The following is a 22,550-nucleotide window of genomic DNA, read 5'->3' as shown; positions in this document are numbered from 1 at the left end:
TTTAGCCCATCGGCAGGATGCAATCCAGTGGCGGCGCCGATTATGCCCCAAGAGCCGCGTTCAAAGTTCGCAGGTTGTTTTTTCAACGGAATGTGCAAGGGAGCGTCAACCAGATGAATGTACGACACCACTATCGGTCGAGCCTGCAGGTGGCCGCCCTGATGTTGCTGACCACGCTGTTGGCCGGCTGTGGCATCAACAATATTCCAACCCTGGACGAACAGGCCAAGGCCGCCTGGGGTCAGGTGCAGAACCAGTACCAACGCCGTGCCGACCTGATCCCCAACCTGGTGGAAACGGTCAAGGGCTACGCCAAACATGAAGAAGAAACCCTGACTGCGGTCATTGAAGCCCGGGCCAAGGCGACTTCGATCCAGGTAGATGCCAGCACCCTCGACAACCCGGAAAAGCTCAAGCAGTTCCAGCAGGCCCAGGATCAGCTGACCGGAGCCCTGAGTCGACTGATGGTGGTGTCCGAGCGTTATCCGGACCTCAAGGCCAACCAGAACTTCCTGGCGCTGCAGTCGCAACTCGAAGGTACCGAGAACCGTATCGCGGTCGCACGACGGGATTTCATCCTGGCAGTGCAAAAATACAATACCGAGATCCGTACTTTCCCTGGGCGCCTCTGGCACAGTGTGATGTACAGCGATCTGCCTGTGCGTGAAACCTTCGAGGCGACCAGCCCCGATGCCGATAAAGCACCTCAAGTGAAGTTCTGATCGGGCTGCATTACCACGGATGAGGTTGCCAATGCGCGTGTTGAAAGTTGGCCTGGTGCTGCTGCTTTGGGTGTTTGCCCTGGCGGCCCAGGCCGAGTTGAAGTTTCCCCAGCTGACCGGGCGGGTGGTTGATAACGCCCAGATGATCGAGCCCGCGGTTCGCGAGCAACTGGCCCAGCAACTCCAGGCTCACGAAAAAGCCACCGGTGAACAGTTGGTGGTGGTCACAGTGGCGGATTTGCAGGGCACAGACATTGCCGACTTCGGCTATCAACTGGGTCGGTACTGGGGCATTGGCCAGAAGGACAAGAACAACGGCGCACTGCTGATTGTGGCCCGGGATGATCGACGGTTGCGTATCGAGGTCGGTTACGGGCTGGAAGATCGCCTGACCGATGCGCAGAGTTCGGTGATCATCAATCAGGTGATCACTCCATCGTTCAAGACCGGTAACTTCAGCAAGGGCATCAGCGACGGCGTTGCGGCCATGCTGGTCGTGCTGGGCGGCAATCCGCTGGACGAACCTTCCACGGTCTACGAACCCCGCGGGGATCAGGACAGCGATTTCCTGTCACGGCATCCCGGGGTATTGGTGTTCCTCGTCATGCTGTTCATCCTCACTGTATTCGTCTGCCAGATGCTCGGCATCCTGCCCAGTGGTGGCGGTGGGCGGGGCGGTTCGGGCGGTTTTGGCGGTGGTGGATTCGGTGGCGGCGGTGGCGGTGGCTTCAGTGGTGGTGGGGGCAGTTTCGGGGGCGGTGGTTCGTCGGGCGGCTGGTGATGACAATAAGTGAGCGAGCGTTTCTGATATGGCATTACTGAATGAACACGAACAGCGCAAGGTCGCCGAAGCGATCGCGCGGGTGGAGCGCGAGACCGACGCCGAACTGGTCACCGTGCTCGCCGCTCGTGCGGACGACTATGCCTACATTCCACTGCTGTGGGCCAGCCTGCTGGCCCTGGTGGTGCCGGGTGTCATGCATTACCTGACCGGCTGGCTGACCCTGCACAGCCTGCTGCTGGTGCAATGGGCGAGCTTTATCGTGTTGTGCCTGCTGTTCCGCATCCCGCGCATCACCACCCACCTCATCCCTCGGTCGGTGCGGCATTGGCGTGCATCGAACCTGGCGCGCCGACAGTTCCTGGAGCAGAACCTGCACCACACGGTGGGCAGCACCGGGATGCTGATTTTTGTCTGCGAAGCCGAGCGTTATGTGGAAATCCTGGTGGATGAAGGGATCTCCAGTCGCCTGGATAACAAGACCTGGGACGCGATTGTCTCGACCTTTACCCACCAGGTGAAACAGGGTCAGACCTTGCAGGGGTTCGTGACCTGCGTCGAGGCCTGTGGCGAGTTGCTGAAGGTGCATGTGCCGGTTACCCATGCCAGGAACGAGTTGCCCAACCGTCTGGTGGTATTGGGTTAGGTTTCAGGGCCTGTGGCAAATAACCCCGTGCCCAAAGCGCCCATCCCCCTTAAAATAGCGGCATTCCCTGTTTGCTCCGCCTGAGGCTGTTTCTGTCATGTCCATTGTCACCACCCCCGCCAGCCTCGCGCCGGATCACCACGCGCAGTTCATCGACTTGCTGCGTTCAAGCCTGGAGCAGCATGCGTTTATCAAGTTGGTACTGGCCAAGTACGTCGGTGACGAGCCGGATTTGCAGCGCGTGATCATCAAGCAGCTGACGGTGAAGGATCAGCCGTGCCTGTCTTTTGTCTACCGTTACAAGACCCGCGATATCACCAGGAACCTGGCGCTGGGCGAGGGCGTGGCCAGCATTGGCGCGTTGCTGCCGGCCTCGTTCAAGAATGCCCACTTGCTGTCGGTGACTGACGAAGCCCAGCTCGAATACAGTAAAAAGGGCAAGAGTTCGCTGTTCAAGAGTAAACCCCAGCAACTGCGCGAAGTGCCGTCCGCCGAGCACAACCGCGAGAAGAATCGTTTTCTGGACCTCAGCCGGCCGTTCCTTGCCGACCTCGGTGTGACCAACGGGAAACACGAACTCATCCCGGCGATGTCGCGTAAATGGAAGCAGATCAACAAGTTCATCGAGGTCTTCAGCCACGCCCTCACCACCTCGCCTCTTGCGCTGGACAAGCCGGTTCGGGTCGCCGATTTTGGCTCAGGCAAGGGCTACCTGACGTTCGCGATTCACGATTACCTGCGCAACACGCTGCACGCCGAGGGCGAAGTGACTGGAGTCGAGCTGCGCGAAGACATGGTGACCCTGTGCAATGCCGCTGCTGCCAAGCTCGAGCATCCTGGGCTGGTGTTCAAATGCGGTGACGTGCGTAGCGTGGCGCCGAGCGAACTGGATGTGATGATCGCCTTGCATGCGTGTGACATTGCCACTGACTACGCGATCCATACCGGCATTCGGTCGGGCGCCTCGATCATCATGTGTTCGCCGTGCTGCCACAAACAGATCCGCCTGCAGATCCAGAGCCCGGCTTTACTCAAGCCGATGTTGCAATACGGGCTGCATTTGGGGCAGCAGGCGGAAATGGTCACCGACAGCCTGCGTGCGCTGTTCCTGGAAGCCTGCGGTTATGAAACCAAGGTGTTCGAGTTCATCTCGCTGGACCACACCAACAAAAACAAGATGATCCTGGCAGTCAAGCGCGCCGAGCCCGTGGACCCGGCGCAGTTGCTGGTAAAGATCCAGGAGCTGAAGGACTTCTACCGTATCAGCGAGCACTGCCTGGAAACCTTGCTGCGGGCTGATGGTTACCTCTGACGGGTGACCATGCCTGTAGGAGCAAAGCTTGCTCGCGATGGCGATGGCGATCTCGATATCGTGAGCAAGCGTTGCGCCTGCTCCGGGCGACGAGGCCTCATGAGGTCGCGATGCGGGCAGGTTTGACCGCAGTCTTGCGTCCCAGCATGACCGTCACAATCACCCCGCCAGCAAACAACCAGGTGATCGGCTCAACGTGTTCGCCGAAGAACAACGCAGAAAAGGCAATGGTGAAAAAGATCTGCAGCAACTGGATCTGACTGACCCGGGCGATCCCGCCCATGGCCAGCCCGGCGTACCAGGCGAAAAAACCGATGAACTGCGAAAACAGTGAAACGTAGCCGAACGCCCACCAGGTCCTGGCGGAGATCTCGCCCTGATGTTGCAGCGCCAGGTAAAGCACTGGTCCGATCAACAGCGGCGTCGACAGCACCAGCGCCCAGCAGATCACTTGCCAGCCGCCCATTTCCTTGGCCAGCCGGCCGCCCTCGGCATACCCCAGGCCGCCCACGGCAATCGCACCCAACATCAGCAAGTCACCGGCCTGGATGCTACCCGCGCCGCTGATCAATGCATAACCGAGCACCAGCGCGCTGCCCAGCGCGGCGCAGGCCCAGAAGGCTTTTGACGGCCGCTCGTGGGACAACCAGGCGGCGTATAGCGCCACGCACAAGGGTTGCAGCCCGTTTACCAGCGCCCCGTGGGATGCCGGCAACGTTTGCATCGCCCAGGCAGAAAGCACCGGAAAGCCCAGAATCACCCCGGCGATCACCAGTGTCAGGCCTTTGATCTGTTTCCAGGTGGGCCATTTCTCTCGCTGCCACAGCAGAAGCAGCGCCGCCGGTACTGCCGCAAACAGGGCTCGCCCCAGGCCGTTGAGCAAAGGATGGATTTCCTGCACGACGATCCGTGTGAAGGGCAGGGTGAGGCTGAAGATCACTACGCCTAGCAGGCCGAGGGCCATGCCGGTATTTTCGCGCGAGGACATGATGGGGACCAGGATCAGGGATGATGGAGCGTCGCTTCATCTAGCCACAATCCACCGCGCCTGGACGGTTACAGATAGGCACAGAGTTGGGTGTACAGTTCGGGTAATCCCCGAACGTAGGAGCTGCCGAAGGCTGCGATCTCTTGATCTCGATCTTGATCTTGAGTCCCCCCAACACCGCCAAAAGATCGCAGGCTACGCCAGCCCCTACGCCGTCCGCATACAACCGCAGCCGCAGCCGCAGCCGCAACCCCCATTACGCCCCGAACCAACCCAACCCATCCCAACGCCAGGTCGTAGTAGCAGGTTATTACCCACCCCCACAGATAAAGACTACCTTCAATACTCCTCTGTACCCCCAAGGAGTGCCCCTCATGGCTGCCAAGAAAATTCTGCTGCTGGTCGGCGATTACGTCGAAGACTACGAAGTGATGGTGCCGTTCCAGGCATTACTCATGGTCGGTCACACGGTGCATGCGGTGTGCCCGGACAAGACCGCCGGCCAGACCGTGCGCACGGCGATTCATGACTTCGAAGGCGACCAGACCTACAGTGAAAAACCCGGCCACCTGTTCGCCCTGAACTTCGACTTCGCCCAGGTCAAGGCACAGGACTACGACGCGCTGGTCATTCCCGGCGGCCGCGCTCCGGAATACCTGCGCCTCAATGAACAGGTCCTGGATCTGGTGAGAGCGTTCGACCAGGCCGGCAAGCCGATCGCTGCCGTGTGCCACGGTGCGCAACTGCTGGCCGCCGCCGGGGTGCTTGAAGGCCGCGAGTGTAGCGCCTACCCGGCCTGTGCTCCGGAGGTGCGTCTTGCCGGAGGTACGTTCATCGATATCCCGGTGACGCAGGGCCACGTTCAAGGCAATCTGGCCACTGCGCCCGCCTGGCCGGCGCACCCGAGCTGGCTCGCGGGTTTTCTCGGATTGCTGGGCACCAAAATCACGCTGTAACGAGGGACATTGCGATGTGCGAGCTCTACGTCAAAGCCGATCCGATCCTCTACGAATCGCGCTCCCGCTCGCTACGCATTTGCGGAGTGGTGACCACGCTGCGCCTGGAAAACCAGTTTTGGGACATCCTGGGCGAAATCGCCGAAGTCGACGGCATGACCACCAACCAGTTGATCGCCAAGCTGTATGAAGAGGTGATGGACTACCGCGGCGAGGTGGTGAATTTTGCTTCGTTTCTACGGGTGAGTTGCACGCGGTATCTGAGTCAGAGGCGGGGGCAGGCGCCGGAGTTATCGGTGGTGCGTGCGGCGGTGAAGTAGCGTTAACCGCGTCGCCGCCATCGCGGACAGGCGACAAAAAACCTCGGCTGGTCTTTACTCTGAAGCGCGAAACCTCTCAATTGCCCAGGAGCACCAGCATGTCCGGATGGTACGAAGTGAGCAAAAGCAGCAGTGGTCAGTACAGATTTGTCCTGAAGGCCGCGAATGCCGAAACCATTCTGACCAGCGAGCTGTACACCACCCGTGTCGCTGCCGACAAAGGCATTGCGGCAGTGCAGAGCAACAGCCCGCTGGAAGAACGCTACGAAAGGAAGACCACCAAAGAAGGCCATCCTTACTTCAATCTAAAGGCCGGCAATCACGAGGTCATCGGCAGCAGCGAATCCTACGCCAACGCTTCGGCACTGGAAAAAGGCATCGCCAGCGTCAAGGCCAATGGCCCGAGCACGGTGATCAAGGACAAGACTTTGCCGGTGCTCTGATCACCCTCCCTCAAACCCGATACACATCCCCCGGTGGGAGTGAGCCTGCTCGCGATGAGGCCATAACATCCAACATCGATGTTGACTGTCAGGCCCCATCGCGAGCCGGCTCACTCCCACGGGGTAGGTGTGGACTGTCCGGATCAGCTCAATTCTTTCAATAACGCCGTCAACTGACCGACACCCGCTTCAGCCAGCGCAAACACTGGCAACCGTGGATCACCCACTTCCAGCCCGGTCGCACGCAATCCTGCCTTGATAGTCGCCGGCAACCCACCCTTGAGAATGAAGTCCAGCAGCGGCAACTGGCGGTAGAACAGCTTGCGCGCCTTGTCCAGATCATTGGCCAGAACAGCCTCGTACAAATCCAGATTAAGCTGCGCAATAAGGTTCGGCGCTGCCGTACACCAGCCTTTGGCACCTGCCGCGAAAGCTTCGAGGGCCAGCGGATTGCATCCGTTGTAGAACGGCACCTGCCCCTCGCCGAGCATTTGCAGGCGGTGCATGCGCTGGATGTCGCCAGTGCTCTCCTTGACCATGGTCACGTTTTCCACGGAGTTGAAGATTCGCAGGATCAGGTCCACCGACATGTCGGTGCCACTGGTGGCCGGGTTGTTGTACAGCATGATCGGTACGCCAATGCTTTCGCCGATCGCGCGATAGTGGGAGAGAATTTCCTCTTCGCTCAGTTTCCAGTAGGACGCCGGCAATACCATCACCACGTCCGCACCCTGGGCTTCGGCAAACCGCGCACGGCGCACTGCTTTGGCGGTGGTCAGGTCGGATACGCTGACCACAGTGGGCACGCGCCTGGCAACATGCTTGATGCTGAACTCACTGACCTGATCCCATTCGGCATCACTCAGGTAGGCGCCTTCGCCGGTGCTGCCCAGAGGTGCTATCGCGTGGACGCCAGCGTCAATCAGGCGGTCGATGGAGCGCCCCAGTGAGTCGAGATCAACGCCTTCGCCGTTGGCGCCGAAAGGTGTGATGGTGTAGCCGATGATGCCGTGAATGGTTGGGGTCGACATGCTGTTTCTCCGTATCGAATTGAGCAGGTTCAGTTCAGGCAATCGGCGTGTTGGCGCAGGTTCTGCCGGGCGTAATAGTTGAATGCTGCCGCGTGGCGTTTGGGCCTGGAGATCCAGTCGTGGGCTTCACGGCCTAGATGCGGCAGGATCGGTTTGATGGTCCCGGCACTCATCGCCAGCAATTGCAGCTTCGCCGCGCGCTCGATCAGTTGGGCGATCACGCAGGCCTCCTCGATGGTCGTTCCGGTGGATAACTGGCCATGGTGGGAAAGCAGGATCGCGCGTTTGTCGCCCAGGGCTCCGGCAATCAGTTCGCCTTCTTCGTTACCGACCGGCACGCCCGGCCAGCCCTCGAGAAATGCACAGTCGTCGTAGAGCGGGCAAAGGTCCATGTGCGAGATCTGCAGCGGCACCTCCAGCATCGACAGCGCCGCGACGTGGGTCGGGTGTGTGTGGATGATGCAGTTAACGTCAGGCCGCGCGCGGTACACCCAGCTGTGGAAACGGTTCGCCGGGTTGGGCATGCCATGGCCTTCCAGCACCTCAAGGTCCTCGTTGACCAGCAACAGGTTGCTCGCGGTGATTTCGTCGAAGCCAAGGCCCAGCTGTTGAGTGTAGTAAGTGCCTGGGGTTGGGCCACGCGAGGTGATTTGCCCGGCAAGACCTGAGTCGTGACCGTTCTCGAACAGAATTCGGCAGGTGATGGCCAGCTTTTGCCGGTCGGTCCACGTATTATCGGCCAGGGTATTTTGCATCTGGGTCAGCGCCTGCTTGACCAGTTGCTCTTTGGGTAATGCTAATGTCTTGGCCATGAGCGTGTCCTCGGTCAGTTCATTAAAATGACACGAAAGATGCTATATGACACCTTGTGTCATTGGCAAGGGTAAATCGTTGCCTCCTTGATGGATTAATCGCTGCGCATGTCTATCCGATTGAAATTGTTGAGAAAGAAACTTGGGGTGACCCTGGAGTCGCTGGCGGAAAAATCCGGCATGACCAAGAGTTATCTGTCGAAAGTCGAGCGCGGATTGAATACGCCCTCGATCGCGGCCGCGTTGAAACTGGCCAAGGCGCTGAACGTGAAAGTCGAGGAGCTGTTCTCGGAAGACAATGTCAGCCTCGACAGCTACAGCCTGGTACGCAGCAACGAGCGCCAATCCCTGGCCGCCAATGACCAGAGTCCGCGTTATGCGGTGCTGGCCCGTCAGGTCAGTGAGCGTAGCCTGCTGCCGTTCATCATCTATCCACCGCCCGAGTTCGTTGACAAGGCGTTCAAGGAACATACGGGGGAGGAATTTCTATTCGTCCATGAAGGGCAGGTAGAAGTGGATTTCATGAACGAGCGCGTGTTGCTGGATCGCGGTGATGCGCTGCACTTCAACTCGCAGAAACCGCACCGGATTCGCTCGGTTGGCGAGGTTCAGGCGCAGTTGCTGGTGGTGGTGGTGCACAGCAACGAAGAATGAGTCAGCCGCGCTGACGCCATCGTCAGCAGGCTCGCTTCCACACGGGGATACGCTCACCTTGTGGGAGTTTGCCCTGCTCGCGATGGCGTCGGCCGCCCCAGCGCTAAACCTCCACCGGTACGGTGAGCTTGGGGCTGCCCAACGCATGCGTTTTGGCATCAAAGAACCGCAACGCTGACCCCGTCCCCTCGAACACCTTCGCGTAATGCCGCTTCTGGTGCTGGATAAAAGCCTTGCTGCGCGGATAAATCGAAATCGCCACCACCTGGGGTTGCGCCTGGCGCAGCGCCTGGATGATGTGGTTGTCCTGCTCGCCCAACGCATGCCCGAAAATGCACAAACCCTCGCCATGCCCCAGTAGCTGGTCATAGCAGAACGACAGGTAGTCCGAGCTGCGGATGGTCCTGAGCTTGTCCTGGGACTGTCCCTCATTCACGAACAGTGGCACGTCGTCGAGGGTCTTGATCGTGTTGTTGATGGCAAAACTGCCCAGCAACGTGCCCTCGGTCGTCATCAGTTTGCGCGCCGTGCCGTCCTGGTTGCGTACCAGGTGCAGGCCGCCGTGCAGGTACAGCAAGCGGGTTTTGTCCGTGGCCGCGGTACTCAGGTCAAAGCGTGGCTCGGTGCCCTGGAACAGGTCGCTGATCGCATCTGGCTGGTGCTGGATCGCCCAGTGGTTGAGCAGATCATAGTTGGTGGTGAACACCGTCCGGTATCGGCCCAGCTCCTGACTGATGGCAGCCAGTGTGGCAGGCACGATCAGGCGCCAGGGAATATGCACCGCATGCACGGTGTTGATCAGCGCTTCCTTGATTGCGTAGTAGCGATTGCGCGGGGCGGCGGAGCTCACCGCCAGGGCCTTGTTCACCCGGCTGGTGGTTTTCAGCGCGCTGAGGACCTGTTCGAAACTGCGGGTCTGCAACGCGTCGAATACGCTCAGCTCGGATTGGCTCAAGGGTTTTTCTTCAACCGTGCGGGCGTTTTCAAACAGCGAGTCATAGCCAAAATCATCCCACACGGCGCGACTGGCGCCATTGCCCACCAGCAGGCCATCAAGCGTGGCGGTGGCGCGCAAGGCATTCCAGTCTTCAAGTTGGGCATCAACATCCTGGAAATCGGTCATTGCGGTGAGAGTCTCGAAGCAAAAGGTCTGATGGGCGGTGACTTTATCACGACCCGACGTTGAGCCAGATCAAGTTAGCGCATCACCGATGGGTCGATCCTGTGGGTACCCGCTGGGTCGGTATCACCGGCTCGGCCCCTGTCAGGAGATTGGCTCATGAGCAGCACATTTTTTATCCCCGCCGTGAACATCATGGGCATCGGCTGCCTTGACGAAGCCATGGTTGCCATTGGCAAGTACGGGTTTCGCAAGGCCCTGATCGTCACCGATACCGGGTTGGCCAAGGCCGGCGTCGCCGGCATGATCGCCGGGAGGCTGGCGCAGCTGGACATCGAGTCGGTGATCTTTGACGGCGCCAAGCCGAACCCGAGCATCGCCAACGTCGAACTGGGCCTTGGCCTGCTCAAGGAAAGCCGGTGTGATTTCGTGGTGTCGCTGGGCGGCGGTTCGCCCCATGACTGCGCCAAGGGCATCGCCCTGTGCGCCACCAACGGCGGGCAGATCCGCGACTATGAAGGCGTTGATCAATCCAGCCAGCCGCAACTGCCGCTGATCGCCATCAATACCACTGCCGGCACCGCCAGCGAGATGACCCGCTTCTGCATCATCACCGACGAATCCCGTCACGTAAAAATGGCCATCGTCGACCGCAACGTTACACCGCTGCTGTCGGTCAACGACCCGGCGCTGATGGTCGCGATGCCCAAGAGCCTCACGGCAGCCACCGGCATGGACGCATTGACCCACGCCATCGAAGCCTACGTGTCGACCGCTGCCAACCCGATCACCGATGCCTGCGCGCTCAAAGCGGTCACCCTGATCAGCAACAACCTGCGTCTGGCCGTACGCGACGGCAGCGACCTGGCGGCCCGGGAAAACATGGCGTACGCGCAGTTCCTCGCGGGCATGGCGTTCAACAATGCGTCCTTGGGATTCGTCCACGCCATGGCCCACCAGTTGGGCGGTTTCTACGACCTGCCCCATGGCGTCTGCAATGCCGTACTGCTGCCTCACGTGCAGAGCTTCAACGCGCTGGTCTGCGCCGACCGCCTGACCGACGTGGCCCACGCCATGGGCGCCGATATCCGCGGCTTCAGTCCGGAGGAGGGCGCCCAGGCCGCCATCGCCGCGATCCGCACCCTGGCGCGTGACGTCGAGATCCCCGCCGGCCTGCGCGACCTGGGTGCCAAACTCAGCGACATCCCGATCCTGGCTACCAACGCCCTCAAAGACGCCTGCGGCCTGACCAACCCGCGCCCAGCGGATCAGCGCCAGATCGAGGAGATTTTCCGCAGCGCGTTTTAAGTTGTTTTTCGGCCGGGTGCAGGGGCTCGCAGAGCCCCCACAGGAGAGCGTATCGACGAAGAATACATTGGCTGCCCCGAGACCTGAGATAGACTGGCGTGCAGTCACCCCGTCGTTCAAAGGATTTACCGATGACCCCATCGTTGCTCATGGCCGTTCTCGCCTCGGGTTTTATCTACGGCATTACACCAGGGCCCGGTGTGTTGGCGGTGTTTGGCATCGGTGCAGCGCGAGGGCGGCGGGCCGGGGCAGGTTTTTTGTGTGGGCATTTGCTCGGGGATGTGGTCTGGTGCAGTACAGCACTGATCGCCATAGTGGGTGCCCGGGAGATCGGCAGCACCGCGTTCGACGTGCTGGGCGTGCTCAGCGGGCTGTATCTGTTCTGGCTCGGATGGCGCGCAGTGCGGGCCAGGCGTGGCAGTGGCGAGGCGCCCCAGGGCGCGGCGCGGCAGCCGTTCTGGCACGGCATCATGTTCGGGCTGACCAATCCCAAGGCGTATCCGGTGGCGGTGGCAACATTCACCGCGCTGTTGTCCAGCCGGGCAGAGTTGCTCAACTGGTCGATGCTGCCCTGGTTGATCGTGCTGAGTTTTCTCGGCGGCATGGTAGCCTACGCTATCCTCATTGGCATCGTCGGTGCCCGTCAGGTGCGGACCTTGTACCAACGCCATGAGTTATTGATCACCCGGTTGTGTGGCGTGATGTTTATCGGTTTCGCCATCAATGCCCTGGCGCATGCATTGCCCGGGCTGGTGACTGACAGGACTTGAGGCGAATCGCCGGAGCATCATGGCAAGCAGAAATTCCGCGCCCCTGGCGAGTTACATCGATCTGCTGCTGGACGCGGTTTGCGCCGTCGACAAGCAAGGTACCTTCGTATTCATCAGCGCGGCCTGCGAACAGGTGTTTGGCTATACCGCCGACGAGCTGATCGGCCAGCGGATGATCGACCTGGTACACCCGGCCGATCGGCAGCGCACCCTGGACGCCGCACGGGAAATCATGGGCGGCGAGCCCAAACTCAATTTCGAAAATCGCTACGTGCGCAAGGATGGCCGCGTCGTGCACCTTCTCTGGTCGGCGCGCTGGTCTGAAGTCGATCAGCTGCGCATCGCCGTGGCCCGCGACATTACCGGGCGCAAGCAGGCCGAGTCCCGACAAGCCGCGCTTTACGCGATTTCCGAGGCCGCCCACGCGGCTGAAGATTTGCTGGCATTGTTCAAGCGCATCCACTCGATCATTGGTGAATGGCTGCCGGCGCTGAATTTCACCGTGGCCCTGTGCGACGAGCATGGCGCACCGTTGCAATTTCCTTATCACGTCGATGAAGCAGGGTGTTCGCCTGATCTGCCGGGAGCGGTGACCGAGCGTCTGTGCACTGAGGTCATTCGCAGCGGCCAGCCGCTGTTGCTGACACCCGGGCAACACACTGCGGCGGCAGGCTTTGAAGCGCTGGTGTCGAGCCAGGATTCGCCGTGCTGGCTGGGTGTGCCGTTGAGCTCGCAGAACGGCACCATCGGCGCCGTACTGGTCAAAAGCGGCCCGGACGGCCTGCGTTACACCGAACAGGACCAGGAACTGCTGCATTTCGTCTGCGCCCAGGTCGCAACAGCAATTGAACGCAAGCAACTGCACGCGCGTTTGCATCACATGGCCCGGCATGACGCCCTGACCCAGTTGCCCAACCGCACCCTGTTACGCGAGCGCCTGAAGACCGCGCTGACAGCGGCGCATTTCAATGACGGCCGAATGGCCTTGCTGTATGTCGATCTGGATCGCTTCAAGGAAGTCAACGATACCCATGGTCACGCCATTGGTGACCTGCTGTTGCAGGCGGTGGCCCATCGACTCAAGAGTTGCGTAACCGGTTCGGACACAGTGGCCCGCATGGGCGGAGACGAGTTCGTCGTGCTGCTGCACCGTATTGATGCCGGGCAAGACGCCGAGCGGGTGGCGGCTAATATACGCCAGGTGCTGGCTCAGCCCCTTCGCCTTGACGGACATGGTATGAGCATCCAGACCAGCATCGGCATCGCGCGTTACCCCGAGCATGGCAGCGAAGAGTCGCAGCTGCTGCGCCATGCTGACGAAGCGATGTACGGCGCCAAGCGTAGAGATCGCCGTCGCCTGGATGTCTGAGCCTGAGCGCTCAGTATTGGCCACCGTTCGTCGCACTGGCGTCAGCTTTACTAAACCTTTCAAGCTCTTGAACTTCCTATGTGATGCGGGCTGCTGTCTGCCGCAGTCATCATCCAGAGGCGGGAGCGAAAGCTCGCGCTTGAATTCTTCAAGAGGAGGGCGCGACCATGAGCCGGATGGCCACCCGTTTACGCACTATCAGTTTTGCCACGTTACTGGGGTTGTTTGCCACCCATGCCTTCGCCCAGTCACCCGCCGAATTCATCAACGATGCGTCGGCCAAAGGCATGGCCGACATCGAGGCCAGCCGCCTGGCGCACCAGAAAACCGAATCCAAGGAGGTGAAGGACTACACCATCGTGGTCATCAACGACCGCACCACCGCTAACCAGCATCTGGCCAAGATAGCCAAGCAGCTGGACTTGCCGGTGGCGCCACGGGAAGTGGTGGTGGATAAAGCCAAGGCCCTGATGCCCGAGGTGCAGGACGGCGCTTCGTTCGATCAGGCCTATGCGGCCAGTCAGGTGAAAACTACTGAAGAAGCCATCCAGCAACTGCAGCAACAGGCGCAGTCCACGCAGGTACCGGAAATCAAGGCGTTTGCCGAAGAGACTCTGCCCAAGTTGCAGAATCACTTACAGATGGCCAGGGCCCTGCAAGCCAGTCGATAACTTCCAGTAACGCAAAACGGCGCCCATCACAGGCGCCGTTTTTTTTGCTCAGCATTCGTTCAGGTCTTGTTTGCGCTTGCTCGCCGCAGCCAGCCCTTGGAGGGCGTGGACGTCTTTTTCGCCCATGGCCCGATAGTGTTTGCGCAAGGCTTCCAGTTGTTTCAGGTCGAGTAATTCGAGGCCCAACATGGCGTTTTGCGCTTCCTTGTTGACCCGCAGCAACTCGTCGATTTTCAGGTGCAGAATGTCGGTGTCACGGTTTTGCGTGTTCTGGATCAGGAACACCATGAGGAAGGTGATAATCGTGGTGGACGTATTGATGACCAGCTGCCAGGTATCGTTGTAGCCAAATATCGGACCGCTCAAGCCCCAGAGGAATATCAGGATCAAGGCCGCCATGAACGTCTTGGGGCTGCCGGCCCACAGAGCGAGCTTCTGCGAGATTTTTGCGAATTTCATTGCCGGATTCCTTATTGGGGTGCACTTGAATTTGTGACAGCACCGGCACGTGGAAAATTCTGCTTACATTTTACTCGAGTCAAAAAAAGCCACGCTCGACGTTGATCGTGACAGTCGCAACCTTTGCCCGCTCTGGAGAGTCACTAGTTAAACCCATTAGAGTTGGAGCACCCCCATGAACATCCTGCGCACCCTCTGCCTTTCCTGCTGCCTGTTCGCCCTGCAAGGCTGCTTTGATAATTCCGATAACGAAACCCGGGACAACACTGATGGCACCAAGTCTTCGGTGCAGATGCAGGACAAGGAGGCTGCGGACAAATAGGTTCGTGCTATTTTTGTGGGTGCGAATTTGCCGTGAAGCTTGTGCCTGGCCCTTTCGCACCTACAGGAGAACGCAATGAGTTGGTCTGCCAGACAATACGTCGCTTTTGAAGATGAGCGCACGCGTCCCGCCCGCGACCTGTTGGCCGCGCTACCGCCAGGGGATGTGCATTCGGCCATCGATATCGGCTGCGGTCCGGGCAACTCCACGGAGCTGCTGGTGGAGCGCTTTCCCCACGCCACATTGCGCGGGCTGGACAGTTCCAGCGACATGATCGAAGCCGCACGCAAGCGCTTGCCCCAAGTGCGGTTCGATGTTTCCGACATCGATCAGTGGAGCGAGACCGGTCCGTTCGATGTGATTTTCGCCAATGCAGTGTTGCAGTGGTTGCCCGATCACGCCTCATTGTTGCCCGCGTTGGTGGACAAACTGGCGCCGGGTGGCAGCCTGGCGGTGCAGATGCCCGACACGCTCAACCAGCCATCTCACCGCTTGATGCGAGAGGTGGCTGCGACGGGGCCGTGGACAAAAAAGCTGGCCGGGGCTGCCGCGCAACGCACCGAGGTCGCCAGCGCCAGCGATTATTACGCCGTGCTGCGCCCGCACTGTTCAAGGGTCGACGTCTGGCTGACCACTTATCATCACCCCCTGACTGCGGGGCCTTCGGGGGTCGTCGAGTGGTTCAAGGGCAGTGGTTTGCGACCCTTCCTCGAGCCTCTGAACGAGAAAGAACGCGAAGCTTTTCTGCAGGAGTATCTGGCGGGCGTCGAGCAGGCTTATCCGGCGCTGGAAGATGGATCAGTACTGCTGCCGTTTCCGCGGTTGTTTATTGTCGCGACCCGGTAGTGCGCCAGGTTCTCCGGACCTGAATCCACTGTGAGCAAATCTGGATCTGACTCTTGTGGGAGCAAAGCTTGCTCCTACAGGGGGAGTCGTGATTCGGCGAGCTCGTCAGCGCTCCACAGCCACCAGCATCATCATCGGTCTCTCTCGTTCTTCCGCGAGCGCCGGCAGCGCCACCACATCGGCGTCGCTCGGGCCCCATTCATTGACGTGGCTGATGCTGAATCCCGCTGCGATCAGCGTGTTCAGCAACGTGCCGATGGTTCGATGCTGCTTGATCACGCCATCGGCCAGCCAGTTGGTGACCCGTTCGCCTTCGCGTTGATAACTGTCCACCGGCCAGCGCTTGTGGCCTTCGCTGTCGGTCAGCCAGCCAGGGTTGCGCGGCGCCATGAAGATCGGGTGTTCAATCGAGAAGACGAAACGCGAGCCGGGTTTCAGCGCTGCGTGAATCGTGGCGAATAGTGCTGGCAGATCCTTGATGTAGTGCAGCGCCAGCGAGCTGTAGGCCAGGTCGAATTGCGCGGCTGGCAGGTCAAGGTGTTCCAGGTCGGCGCGGGCGTATTGCACGGTGGCGCCGCTGGTAGTCTGACGGGCCCGTTCGAGCATTTTTTCCGAGACGTCGAGCCCCAGCACACGAGCTGCGCCTTGTTCACTGGCCCAGCGGCAGAACCAGCCATAACCGCACCCCAAGTCCACCACCTTCAGGCCTGTCATGGGTGGCAGCAGCGCTTTGAGGGCAGGCCACTCCGGTGCGGCATCCAGGCCACCGACCGAGCGGCCCAACTGGCTGTAAGCCTGGAAAAATTCGTGATCGTCGTAGATGTTTTGAGTCATGTTCGAGCTGCTCTGTCGCGTTGGTGAGCACGGGCGGCTGGTGCATCCGTCGGCGAGATGGCAATGCGCTACATCTGCCGGCGCAGACCCGGTCAAACCGTGCCGCATACTATAGTGGGAAGGGGAATCGCCTTAGGTTGCCTATGAATTTCCACTTGAGCGCTCGTATTCCTGAACCCGAACGTCAACGGTTAGCGCCCTTAATTGAGCACAGCGTGAAGTCTGTCTGCAAGAGAAGCACTCATAGTTCCAGTAACACTGCTTGGAACAAACTCAGAAACAAAAAAACCGGCCATCAAGGCCGGTTTTTTTTTCTTTCCGTGCATCCCCCGTCAACAACCGACGTGAGAGCGAAATCTGAGTGGAGCGGGTGAAGGGAATCGAACCCTCGTTATCAGCTTGGGAAGCTGGAGTAATGCCATTATACGACACCCGCTCAGAGCGGCTGACTTTGTACCAGATGTGCGCGCGGAAATGAAGTTTTTCTTTAAGTGCAAGGCTTTAGTACAGGTGAAACCGTTCAAAAACAACATGCGGCGGTCAATCGCGGGCAAGCCTTGCTCCTGCAAAGCGGGAGGGGCTTGCTCGCGATGACTCTGTTTCAGATTGCCAGTGCATGGTGATCCTGGACGTAGTGGTAACGGGTTCGGCTTTCATGTTGCGCGGGTTTGAGGAAGCCGAGCAGGGCGTTGCGGCTGTCGCGGCAGGCAGCCTTGTGTTCCATGTCGAGGAAGTGGCCGGTCGCCTCCAGCGTGGTAAAGGTGCTGTGCTGCACGTGGTTGGCGAACAGTTGCGCGCCGTCGGCGGCGGTGTATTCGTCCCATTCGCCATTCATGAACAGCACCGGCACCTTGATCTTCTCTGACGCTTTGAGGAAGCACTGGCGGTCGCTGTTGAGCAGGTCGCTGATGTGGAAGTGCATTTGCCCGTACTCGTGCTCGGCCAGGCTGCTGACGTGGCGGTAGTTGAAGCGCTTGAACAGCGTTGGCAGGTGCTTGCCGATGGTGCTGTTGACCAGGTTGCCGACGCGGTCGCCGTCACGGCTGCCGAGGTAGTCGATGCCGCGCTCGAGGTAGTCGAGCATGTGCGCATTGATCTCCGGGGAGAACGAGCTGATCACGGCTTTTTCGATGCGCCGTGGCTGCTGCGCGAGCGCCACCAGGGTGGCGGCGCCGCCCCAGGAGAACGACAGCACGTGTTCGGCGGCGAAGTGATCGATCAGCTCCAGCAGGATCTGCCCTTCGACTTCCTTGGTCAGCAATTTCTCGTGCAGGTTGTGGGCCTTCGACTTGCCCGCGTAGGGCTGGTCGTAGCAGACCACGTTGAACTGCGGATGCAGGTTTTTCACGGTTTGTGCAAACGACGCAGTCGTGGCCATCGAGCCGTTGACCAAGATGATGGTCTTCTCTGCGGCGTCTGCGCGATAGAACTCCGTGTAAACCCGATACTGACCTTGTATATCCAGCACAGCGATTTCTGGCCTCATGTCATAAGACTCCTGGCAAGCGGGTATGCGCGCAAATGAGATTGCACGAGCTTTGTGACAGGTAGGCATATGCCTGGAATTTTGCGAGGCCCATGTCGATCCGGTAAGGCAGGTCGACGGGTATTATTATTGGCGGGCAGTTTGCTGGTCTGAGGCGGAACCTGAGGGTTCACTAACCGGCAAAAAGTTTCTTAGAAGTATGTTGTGACTCGTCAGTCACATTTCGGCTGACGACCTGATTCAAGCAGGGGCGAAGGCATCGCGCAAGTGCCTTTGGTAAATTGTTCGACAACTTCTGCTCAGCGGTAGCCCGCTTAGATCATTTCGATCTCTTGGGCGGTCAGCGGGCGGTATTCCCCCGGGTTCAACGAGCTGTCGAGCACCAGCGGACCCATGCGCTCGCGGTGCAGGCGCAGCACTTTGTTGTCGAAGTGGCCGAACATGCGCTTCACCTGGTGATAACGACCTTCGACAATGCTCAGGCGCGCCGACCTGGGGCCAAGCACCTCCAGGTTGGCGGGCAGGGTGGTCAGGTCTTCGAACGCGAAGTACAGGCCCTCGGTAAACTTGCGCGCATATTCGGGGCCGATCAGTTGCTCGGTCTCGACGTAATAGACCTTGGGCAGTTTGGTCTGGGGCTGGGTCAGGCGCCGCGACCAGCTGCCGTCGTTGGTGATGAGCATCAGGCCGGTGGTGTTGAAGTCCAGGCGACCGGCGATGTGCAGGTCCTCCTTGTCCGGCTCGTGGATCAGGTCGAGGACGGTCGGGTGCTCCGGGTCGCGGGTGGCGCTGACGCAGCCAGGGGGTTTGTGCAGCATGTAGTGACGCACGGGCTTGCCAGGCTGCAACACCTCGCCATCGACTTCGACCCGGCTGAACTCGCGGACTTCGGCGTGCGGGTCGCTGACGATACTGCCATCGATGCGCACGCGTTTTTCCACCAGCAACAGGCGCACCTGCTTGCGGTTGAAGCACGGCAGATTGCTGAGGAAACGGTCTACACGCATGAGGGGCGTCGGCAGGAAAAGGCCGCGTATCTTACGTGATCGGCCGGGCGCCCGCTTGCAGTTGCGCCTCGACGCCGGCGCAGCGTGGGCACAGGCAGGTGGCGTTGCGCAGTTCGGCAGGCAAGGCTTCAAGCACTGCCGGGTCGATGCTGACGCCGTAGCACCAGCAGGCCCGAGCGGCGGTGAGCGGGTCGGCCAGGGTGCAGTCGTTGGGCGCACCGCAGGCCGGACAGGTATCTGGTTTATTCATGAACGGTGTGTGGACTGCTTGAGTGGGACAGCATGCAGGTGCGGTTGCGGCCGGTTTGCTTGGCCCGATACATCGCATGATCCGCCCGGGACAGCAATGTGTGCAAGGTGTCGTCAGGTTGCAGGGTGGTAAGGCCGATGCTCACGGTCAGCTTCAGCGAATGACCGTTATAGGCATAGTCCTGCTGCTCGACGTGCCGGCGGATTTTCTCGGCGATCATCTGGCCAGTCTCGCCATCGGTGTCTTTGAGCAACACAATGAACTCTTCGCCGCCCCAGCGGCAGACGATGTCGGAATGGCGCAGGCAGCTTTCCAGGTCCCGGGCAAAGCCGATCAGCACCTGGTCGCCTGCGAGGTGGCCATAGGTGTCGTTCAATGCCTTGAAGTGGTCCAGGTCGAGCAGTAACGCGGTCAGGGGTTTCGGCTCGCGCTGCGCTTCATGCATGGCTTGCGCGGCCAGCAGATCGAAGCCGCGGCGGTTGGGCAGGTCGGTCAGGCTGTCGAGGGTGGCCTGGGCGTGGATGCGGCTCTGGTAGCGCTTGATCACACGGTTCAGCAGGGCCAGCACGATGAGGGTGACGAGCAGGCAGATCAGCAAATTGAGGTACAGCGAATGGCGAATTTCGCTCAGTGCTCCGTCTTCGCGCTTGTCGACGAACAGGTACCAGTTGAGCTCCGGAATAAACCGCACGTTGAGGAAATGGCCCTCGCCCTGGACCGAGTACTCGTAGCTGCCGCTGTTGGGTTTGGGCAGTTGGCTGACGAGACTCTTCATGCTGTCGAGTTCGCTCAGGGTCTGCCCAATGTGCGCGCCTTGGGGGCCGCCTTCTGCGCCGGTCAGCACCAGGCGGCCAAAGGTGTCGACGAAGTACACGCTGCGTTGATAGCGCTGCTGGTAGCGGTCGATCAGCTTGATCACCGCATCGACGGTCAGGCCGACGCCTGCCGCGCCGATGAACCGGTTGTTGTAGTCATAGACCTTGTAGTTGATGAAGAAGGTCAGGTTGTCCTTGTTGGCCAGGTCCGGATCGACGTTGATCTCGTAGGGCTCGGCCATGTCGCGCACGCGAAAGTACCAGGCATCGCGGGGCTCGGTGACCTTGATCTGCTTGAGCACGCCCTTGGCATGGTAGTAGGTGAGGCTGGCGTTGGAGACGAAAAACGCGGTGTAGGCACCGTAGTGCGTCATCACTTCATTGAGGTAGCGGGTCATCTGCTCGGGGTTCTGCTCGCCGTCCACCACCCAGTCTCGCATGAAGGTGTCGCGGGACATCATCGAGGAAATCAGGATCGGCCGGACCAGGTCTTTCTGGATTTCCGAGTAGACGGTGTCCGATGTCAGCGGCAGCTCGGTGTTGACGATGCTGTCGCGGATCGACGCGCGCGAGGCGTAATAGCTGAGCAAGGACGTGGCCAGGAAGCCGGCGCCGAGCAAGGCGATCAGGGTGAGCACCAATGAACGTTGCGAATACAGCGGCGAGCGAGGCGGCATGACAATTCCGTTGGCAATGATCCGGTGCAAAACATTCTAAAGGCACTGCGGGGAAATAACTGTGGGATTTGCAGGGTGAATTGGTAAGGATCAGGACGGGTGGTGGCAGGGAGGCTGTCATCGCGGGCAAGCCTTGCTCCTGCAAGAGCGGGCTTGCTCGCGAAGCGTGAGGTCACTGCCGATCGGTCAGATACGCACGCCATCCGCCAAAATGGCTGATGTCGACTGCGCCTTCCAGGCCATAATTTTCACAGATAAATCCGCTCTCCCAACGGCCATCTGCCAACTGCACTTTACCCAGGCCCAAAGGGGCCGGGATGCCGGTGAGGAACGAGCCCAGTTCGCTGCTCGGCAACTCCCAGACCTCCACTGCGATGGCCGCGCCGCCGTCCTTGACCCGCACCATGCCCGGGCGAAACGGTGGGCCACCGGCCAATGCGTACAGGCGATAGTCCGCTGAACTGAAAGTGGTCTCGACCAGCGTCGCTCCCCGGCGCTTGAGCTGCCAGTTGAGCGCCAGCCCGTCCAGGTGGGCACCGCACACCACCAGCCTGGCGCGATCATTGCGGGCGACCGGGGCGGGCGTGGAGGCCTCGTCGGGATGCTGGAAACCCTCGGCCACGCTTAGCAGGTACTGATCGGTGAACGCCCGGCCAAACAGCGTCACGCCCCAGGGCAGGCCATTGCCCATGAAGGCGCTGGGCACGGCCACGGCGGCGTAGTCGAGCAGGTTCATGAAGTTGGTGTAGTACCCCAGCTCCGAATTGCGCTGTACCGGTTCGGCATGCAGTTCGGCCAACGTCACAGGACGGCCGATGGTCGGGGTAAGAACGCAGTCGAGGTTTTCCAGCGCCTTGTCGCAAAGTGCTTTCAAGGCTTGCAGGCGGTACTGCGCGCGGAAGGTTTGCACGCCATCTACCGCAGGCGCCTTGGCCAACACCGCGCGGATGACCGGCAGCACCGCCTCTGGATTGCGCTCCATCAATTCCCCGGCCACGCTGTAGCGCTCGGCGACCCAGGGGCCTTCATAGAGCAGGCGCGCCGCTTCGAGAAAGGGCGACAGATCCAGCTCGACCGCCTCGCCACCCAGCGCCTTGAGGCGGTCGATGGCATCACCGAACAGCAGCGGCCCTTCAGGACAACCGAAGAACTGCAGATCCTGCGCTCGCGGCACGCCGAAGCGGAACGGGCCCGCAGTACCGAATGCCGAGCCGTCATTCCAAAGCGGATTGCTGCGGCTGTACGCATCCCGTGGGTCCAGCTGCGCGGTCAGCGCCAAAAGCTGGCTGGCTTCCCGGGCGGTAGCAGTGAAAGTGGTGACGCAATCGAGGGTGCGACAGGCCGGGACTACGCCTGCGGTGGAGATCAAGCCTTTGGTGGCTTTCATCCCCACCAGATTGTTCAGTGCGGCCGGCACGCGTCCGGAGCCCGCCGTGTCGGTACCCAACGCGAAACTCGCCACACCCAGGGCGACCGCCAGCGAAGACCCGGCACTGGAACCGCCCGATGGATACTCCGACAACACGCTGTTGGGGCAGGCTCCATAAGGCGAGCGACTACCATTGAGGCCGGTGGCGAACTGATCGAGATTGGTCTTGCCCAGGGGAATCGCACCCAGCGCCAGCAACTGCTCGACGGTGGTCGCCGAGCGCTCCGGCACATAGGCAAACGCCGGGCACGCAGCGGTGGTCGGGATGCCTGCCAGGTCGATGTTGTCTTTGATCGCGAACGGCACGCCGTACAGCGGCAGGCTCTCGATATCGCGACCGTCGAGTGCGGCAAGGTAAGGTTCGAGCTCGTCGGCGCTGAGCAAATGGATGAACAGGTGATAATCCGGGTTCAGCGCTGCGGCCTTGTCGCGCAGACCCGCAAGCAGTTGACGAGGGGTGAGGCTGCCGTCGCGGTAGGCCGTGCGCAGGGCGTCGAGTTGCAGGTTGATGTTCATGCTGTC

At 60.4% G+C, this 22,550-nt stretch carries 25 protein-coding genes and 1 tRNA gene; 14 read left to right on the top strand and 12 right to left on the bottom strand.

Translation table 11 applies throughout. The features are described from left to right. Positions 1–113: 113 nt before the first annotated feature. The 4 genes from EQV97_RS06735 to EQV97_RS06720 all read left to right on the top strand — a co-directional run bounded on the left by EQV97_RS06735 (position 114) and on the right by EQV97_RS06720 (position 3,461). Complete coding sequence (locus tag EQV97_RS06735) at positions 114–722, top strand: LemA family protein (protein ID WP_045061101.1); 609 nt, start codon at positions 114–116, stop codon at positions 720–722. 31 nt (positions 723–753) lie between these two features. Beyond that, complete coding sequence (locus EQV97_RS06730) at positions 754–1,503, top strand: TPM domain-containing protein (protein WP_122837778.1); 750 nt, start codon at positions 754–756, stop codon at positions 1,501–1,503. Positions 1,504–1,531: 28 nt separating this feature from the next. Then, positions 1,532–2,149, top strand: coding sequence for a TPM domain-containing protein (locus EQV97_RS06725; protein ID WP_122837779.1), 618 nt, complete (start codon positions 1,532–1,534; stop codon positions 2,147–2,149). Positions 2,150–2,246: 97 nt separating this feature from the next. Continuing rightward, positions 2,247–3,461, top strand: coding sequence for an SAM-dependent methyltransferase (locus EQV97_RS06720; RefSeq protein ID WP_240888724.1), 1,215 nt, complete (start codon positions 2,247–2,249; stop codon positions 3,459–3,461). 97 nt (positions 3,462–3,558) lie between these two features. Here EQV97_RS06720 and EQV97_RS06715 read toward each other — a convergent pair whose 3' ends face one another. Further along, entirely contained in the window at positions 3,559–4,449 is an 891-nt protein-coding gene (locus tag EQV97_RS06715) for a DMT family transporter (RefSeq protein WP_240888723.1), read from the bottom strand. 374 nt (positions 4,450–4,823) lie between these two features. On the opposite strand from EQV97_RS06715, the gene EQV97_RS06710 reads away from it, so the two are divergent. From EQV97_RS06710 to EQV97_RS06700, 3 genes are all read left to right on the top strand, one after another. Then, a complete protein-coding gene (locus EQV97_RS06710) occupies positions 4,824–5,405 on the top strand; it encodes a DJ-1/PfpI family protein (RefSeq protein ID WP_225570115.1) in 582 nt (193 codons plus the stop codon). A gap of 14 nt (positions 5,406–5,419) precedes the next feature. Further along, positions 5,420–5,725: a ribbon-helix-helix domain-containing protein gene (locus EQV97_RS06705; RefSeq protein WP_045060258.1), complete on the top strand. Its 306-nt coding sequence runs from the start codon at positions 5,420–5,422 to the stop codon at positions 5,723–5,725. Positions 5,726–5,823: 98 nt separating this feature from the next. Then, entirely contained in the window at positions 5,824–6,168 is a 345-nt protein-coding gene (locus tag EQV97_RS06700; protein WP_240888722.1) for a YegP family protein, read from the top strand. Positions 6,169–6,311: 143 nt separating this feature from the next. Here EQV97_RS06700 and EQV97_RS06695 read toward each other — a convergent pair whose 3' ends face one another. Beyond that, positions 6,312–7,199, bottom strand: coding sequence for a dihydrodipicolinate synthase family protein (locus tag EQV97_RS06695; protein ID WP_240888721.1), 888 nt, complete (start codon positions 7,197–7,199; stop codon positions 6,312–6,314). Between the two features lie 29 nt (positions 7,200–7,228). Then, on the bottom strand, positions 7,229–8,011 hold the full coding sequence (locus tag EQV97_RS06690) for an aldolase (RefSeq protein ID WP_240888720.1): 783 nt from the start codon (positions 8,009–8,011) through the stop codon (positions 7,229–7,231). Positions 8,012–8,119: 108 nt separating this feature from the next. Between EQV97_RS06690 and EQV97_RS06685 the strand changes: the two genes are divergently transcribed. Continuing rightward, positions 8,120–8,665 (top strand): XRE family transcriptional regulator, encoded by a 546-nt coding sequence (locus tag EQV97_RS06685; protein WP_240888719.1) that lies wholly within the window; start codon positions 8,120–8,122, stop codon positions 8,663–8,665. A gap of 103 nt (positions 8,666–8,768) precedes the next feature. Here EQV97_RS06685 and EQV97_RS06680 read toward each other — a convergent pair whose 3' ends face one another. Beyond that, on the bottom strand, positions 8,769–9,788 hold the full coding sequence (locus EQV97_RS06680) for a DUF4917 family protein (RefSeq protein ID WP_122837788.1): 1,020 nt from the start codon (positions 9,786–9,788) through the stop codon (positions 8,769–8,771). A 156-nt stretch (positions 9,789–9,944) separates the two neighbouring features. Here EQV97_RS06680 and yiaY point away from each other — a divergent pair, with 156 nt between their 5' ends. From yiaY to EQV97_RS06660, 4 genes are all read left to right on the top strand, one after another. Next, positions 9,945–11,093: an L-threonine dehydrogenase gene (gene yiaY / locus EQV97_RS06675; protein ID WP_225570112.1), complete on the top strand. Its 1,149-nt coding sequence runs from the start codon at positions 9,945–9,947 to the stop codon at positions 11,091–11,093. 131 nt (positions 11,094–11,224) lie between these two features. After that, on the top strand, positions 11,225–11,863 hold the full coding sequence (locus EQV97_RS06670) for a LysE family translocator (RefSeq protein WP_240888718.1): 639 nt from the start codon (positions 11,225–11,227) through the stop codon (positions 11,861–11,863). A gap of 19 nt (positions 11,864–11,882) precedes the next feature. Further along, positions 11,883–13,232 carry a GGDEF domain-containing protein gene (locus EQV97_RS06665; protein ID WP_240888717.1) on the top strand — a complete coding sequence of 450 codons (1,350 nt, stop codon included), beginning with the start codon at positions 11,883–11,885 and terminating at the stop codon, positions 13,230–13,232. Positions 13,233–13,399: 167 nt separating this feature from the next. Then, complete coding sequence (locus EQV97_RS06660) at positions 13,400–13,903, top strand: DUF4142 domain-containing protein (protein WP_122837792.1); 504 nt, start codon at positions 13,400–13,402, stop codon at positions 13,901–13,903. A gap of 48 nt (positions 13,904–13,951) precedes the next feature. On the opposite strand, the gene EQV97_RS06655 is transcribed toward EQV97_RS06660, so the two are convergent. Beyond that, positions 13,952–14,362, bottom strand: a complete 411-nt coding sequence (locus EQV97_RS06655; RefSeq protein ID WP_122837793.1) for a low affinity iron permease family protein — start codon at positions 14,360–14,362, stop codon at positions 13,952–13,954. A gap of 175 nt (positions 14,363–14,537) precedes the next feature. Between EQV97_RS06655 and EQV97_RS06650 the strand changes: the two genes are divergently transcribed. Together EQV97_RS06650 and tam are read left to right on the top strand one after the other, a co-directional pair. Next, positions 14,538–14,684: a hypothetical protein gene (locus tag EQV97_RS06650; RefSeq protein WP_163019358.1), complete on the top strand. Its 147-nt coding sequence runs from the start codon at positions 14,538–14,540 to the stop codon at positions 14,682–14,684. Positions 14,685–14,759: 75 nt separating this feature from the next. Then, complete coding sequence (tam, locus tag EQV97_RS06645; protein ID WP_240888716.1) at positions 14,760–15,530, top strand: trans-aconitate 2-methyltransferase; 771 nt, start codon at positions 14,760–14,762, stop codon at positions 15,528–15,530. Positions 15,531–15,635: 105 nt separating this feature from the next. Here the strand turns inward: tam and EQV97_RS06640 are convergent, their stop codons facing one another. From EQV97_RS06640 to atzF, 7 genes are all read right to left on the bottom strand, one after another. After that, complete coding sequence (locus EQV97_RS06640; protein WP_122837795.1) at positions 15,636–16,364, bottom strand: class I SAM-dependent methyltransferase; 729 nt, start codon at positions 16,362–16,364, stop codon at positions 15,636–15,638. 362 nt (positions 16,365–16,726) lie between these two features. Next, positions 16,727–16,800, bottom strand: a tRNA-Gly gene (locus EQV97_RS06635). A gap of 165 nt (positions 16,801–16,965) precedes the next feature. Continuing rightward, positions 16,966–17,850 (bottom strand): alpha/beta hydrolase, encoded by an 885-nt coding sequence (locus EQV97_RS06630; RefSeq protein ID WP_045058799.1) that lies wholly within the window; start codon positions 17,848–17,850, stop codon positions 16,966–16,968. A gap of 314 nt (positions 17,851–18,164) precedes the next feature. Continuing rightward, complete coding sequence (locus EQV97_RS06625; protein ID WP_240888715.1) at positions 18,165–18,857, bottom strand: pseudouridine synthase; 693 nt, start codon at positions 18,855–18,857, stop codon at positions 18,165–18,167. A gap of 31 nt (positions 18,858–18,888) precedes the next feature. Next, a complete protein-coding gene (locus tag EQV97_RS06620; protein WP_122837797.1) occupies positions 18,889–19,107 on the bottom strand; it encodes a cysteine-rich CWC family protein in 219 nt (72 codons plus the stop codon). Then, positions 19,100–20,599, bottom strand: coding sequence for a sensor domain-containing diguanylate cyclase (locus EQV97_RS06615; RefSeq protein WP_240888714.1), 1,500 nt, complete (start codon positions 20,597–20,599; stop codon positions 19,100–19,102). Before EQV97_RS06615 ends, EQV97_RS06620 begins: the two co-directional genes overlap by 8 nt. A 172-nt stretch (positions 20,600–20,771) precedes the next feature. Continuing rightward, a complete protein-coding gene (gene atzF / locus EQV97_RS06610) occupies positions 20,772–22,544 on the bottom strand; it encodes an allophanate hydrolase (protein ID WP_240888713.1) in 1,773 nt (590 codons plus the stop codon). Positions 22,545–22,550 lie beyond the last annotated feature (6 nt).

This window comes from Pseudomonas sp. TMW22090 (genome assembly GCF_022496665.1).
GTDB lineage: Bacteria > Pseudomonadota > Gammaproteobacteria > Pseudomonadales > Pseudomonadaceae > Aquipseudomonas > Aquipseudomonas gregormendelii.
Note: the sequence above shows the minus strand (reverse complement) of the source record. Positions and strands in the feature narration are given on the sequence as shown.

Coding starts and splice junctions, on each gene's coding strand:
- EQV97_RS06615 (WP_240888714.1), bottom strand. CDS start 20,599: ATGCCGCCTCGCTCGCCGCTGTATTCGCAACGTTCATTGGTGCTCACC.
- atzF (WP_240888713.1), bottom strand. CDS start 22,544: ATGAACATCAACCTGCAACTCGACGCCCTGCGCACGGCCTACCGCGAC.
- EQV97_RS06700 (WP_240888722.1), top strand. CDS start 5,824: ATGTCCGGATGGTACGAAGTGAGCAAAAGCAGCAGTGGTCAGTACAGA.
- EQV97_RS06730 (WP_122837778.1), top strand. CDS start 754: ATGCGCGTGTTGAAAGTTGGCCTGGTGCTGCTGCTTTGGGTGTTTGCC.
- EQV97_RS06625 (WP_240888715.1), bottom strand. CDS start 18,857: ATGCGTGTAGACCGTTTCCTCAGCAATCTGCCGTGCTTCAACCGCAAG.
- EQV97_RS06670 (WP_240888718.1), top strand. CDS start 11,225: ATGACCCCATCGTTGCTCATGGCCGTTCTCGCCTCGGGTTTTATCTAC.
- EQV97_RS06710 (WP_225570115.1), top strand. CDS start 4,824: ATGGCTGCCAAGAAAATTCTGCTGCTGGTCGGCGATTACGTCGAAGAC.
- EQV97_RS06720 (WP_240888724.1), top strand. CDS start 2,247: ATGTCCATTGTCACCACCCCCGCCAGCCTCGCGCCGGATCACCACGCG.
- EQV97_RS06660 (WP_122837792.1), top strand. CDS start 13,400: ATGAGCCGGATGGCCACCCGTTTACGCACTATCAGTTTTGCCACGTTA.
- EQV97_RS06715 (WP_240888723.1), bottom strand. CDS start 4,449: ATGTCCTCGCGCGAAAATACCGGCATGGCCCTCGGCCTGCTAGGCGTA.
- EQV97_RS06680 (WP_122837788.1), bottom strand. CDS start 9,788: ATGACCGATTTCCAGGATGTTGATGCCCAACTTGAAGACTGGAATGCC.
- EQV97_RS06705 (WP_045060258.1), top strand. CDS start 5,420: ATGTGCGAGCTCTACGTCAAAGCCGATCCGATCCTCTACGAATCGCGC.
- EQV97_RS06735 (WP_045061101.1), top strand. CDS start 114: ATGAATGTACGACACCACTATCGGTCGAGCCTGCAGGTGGCCGCCCTG.
- EQV97_RS06690 (WP_240888720.1), bottom strand. CDS start 8,011: ATGGCCAAGACATTAGCATTACCCAAAGAGCAACTGGTCAAGCAGGCG.
- yiaY (WP_225570112.1), top strand. CDS start 9,945: ATGAGCAGCACATTTTTTATCCCCGCCGTGAACATCATGGGCATCGGC.
- EQV97_RS06665 (WP_240888717.1), top strand. CDS start 11,883: ATGGCAAGCAGAAATTCCGCGCCCCTGGCGAGTTACATCGATCTGCTG.
- EQV97_RS06655 (WP_122837793.1), bottom strand. CDS start 14,362: ATGAAATTCGCAAAAATCTCGCAGAAGCTCGCTCTGTGGGCCGGCAGC.
- tam (WP_240888716.1), top strand. CDS start 14,760: ATGAGTTGGTCTGCCAGACAATACGTCGCTTTTGAAGATGAGCGCACG.
- EQV97_RS06725 (WP_122837779.1), top strand. CDS start 1,532: ATGGCATTACTGAATGAACACGAACAGCGCAAGGTCGCCGAAGCGATC.
- EQV97_RS06695 (WP_240888721.1), bottom strand. CDS start 7,199: ATGTCGACCCCAACCATTCACGGCATCATCGGCTACACCATCACACCT.
- EQV97_RS06685 (WP_240888719.1), top strand. CDS start 8,120: ATGTCTATCCGATTGAAATTGTTGAGAAAGAAACTTGGGGTGACCCTG.
- EQV97_RS06620 (WP_122837797.1), bottom strand. CDS start 19,107: ATGAATAAACCAGATACCTGTCCGGCCTGCGGTGCGCCCAACGACTGC.
- EQV97_RS06640 (WP_122837795.1), bottom strand. CDS start 16,364: ATGACTCAAAACATCTACGACGATCACGAATTTTTCCAGGCTTACAGC.
- EQV97_RS06650 (WP_163019358.1), top strand. CDS start 14,538: ATGAACATCCTGCGCACCCTCTGCCTTTCCTGCTGCCTGTTCGCCCTG.
- EQV97_RS06630 (WP_045058799.1), bottom strand. CDS start 17,850: ATGAGGCCAGAAATCGCTGTGCTGGATATACAAGGTCAGTATCGGGTT.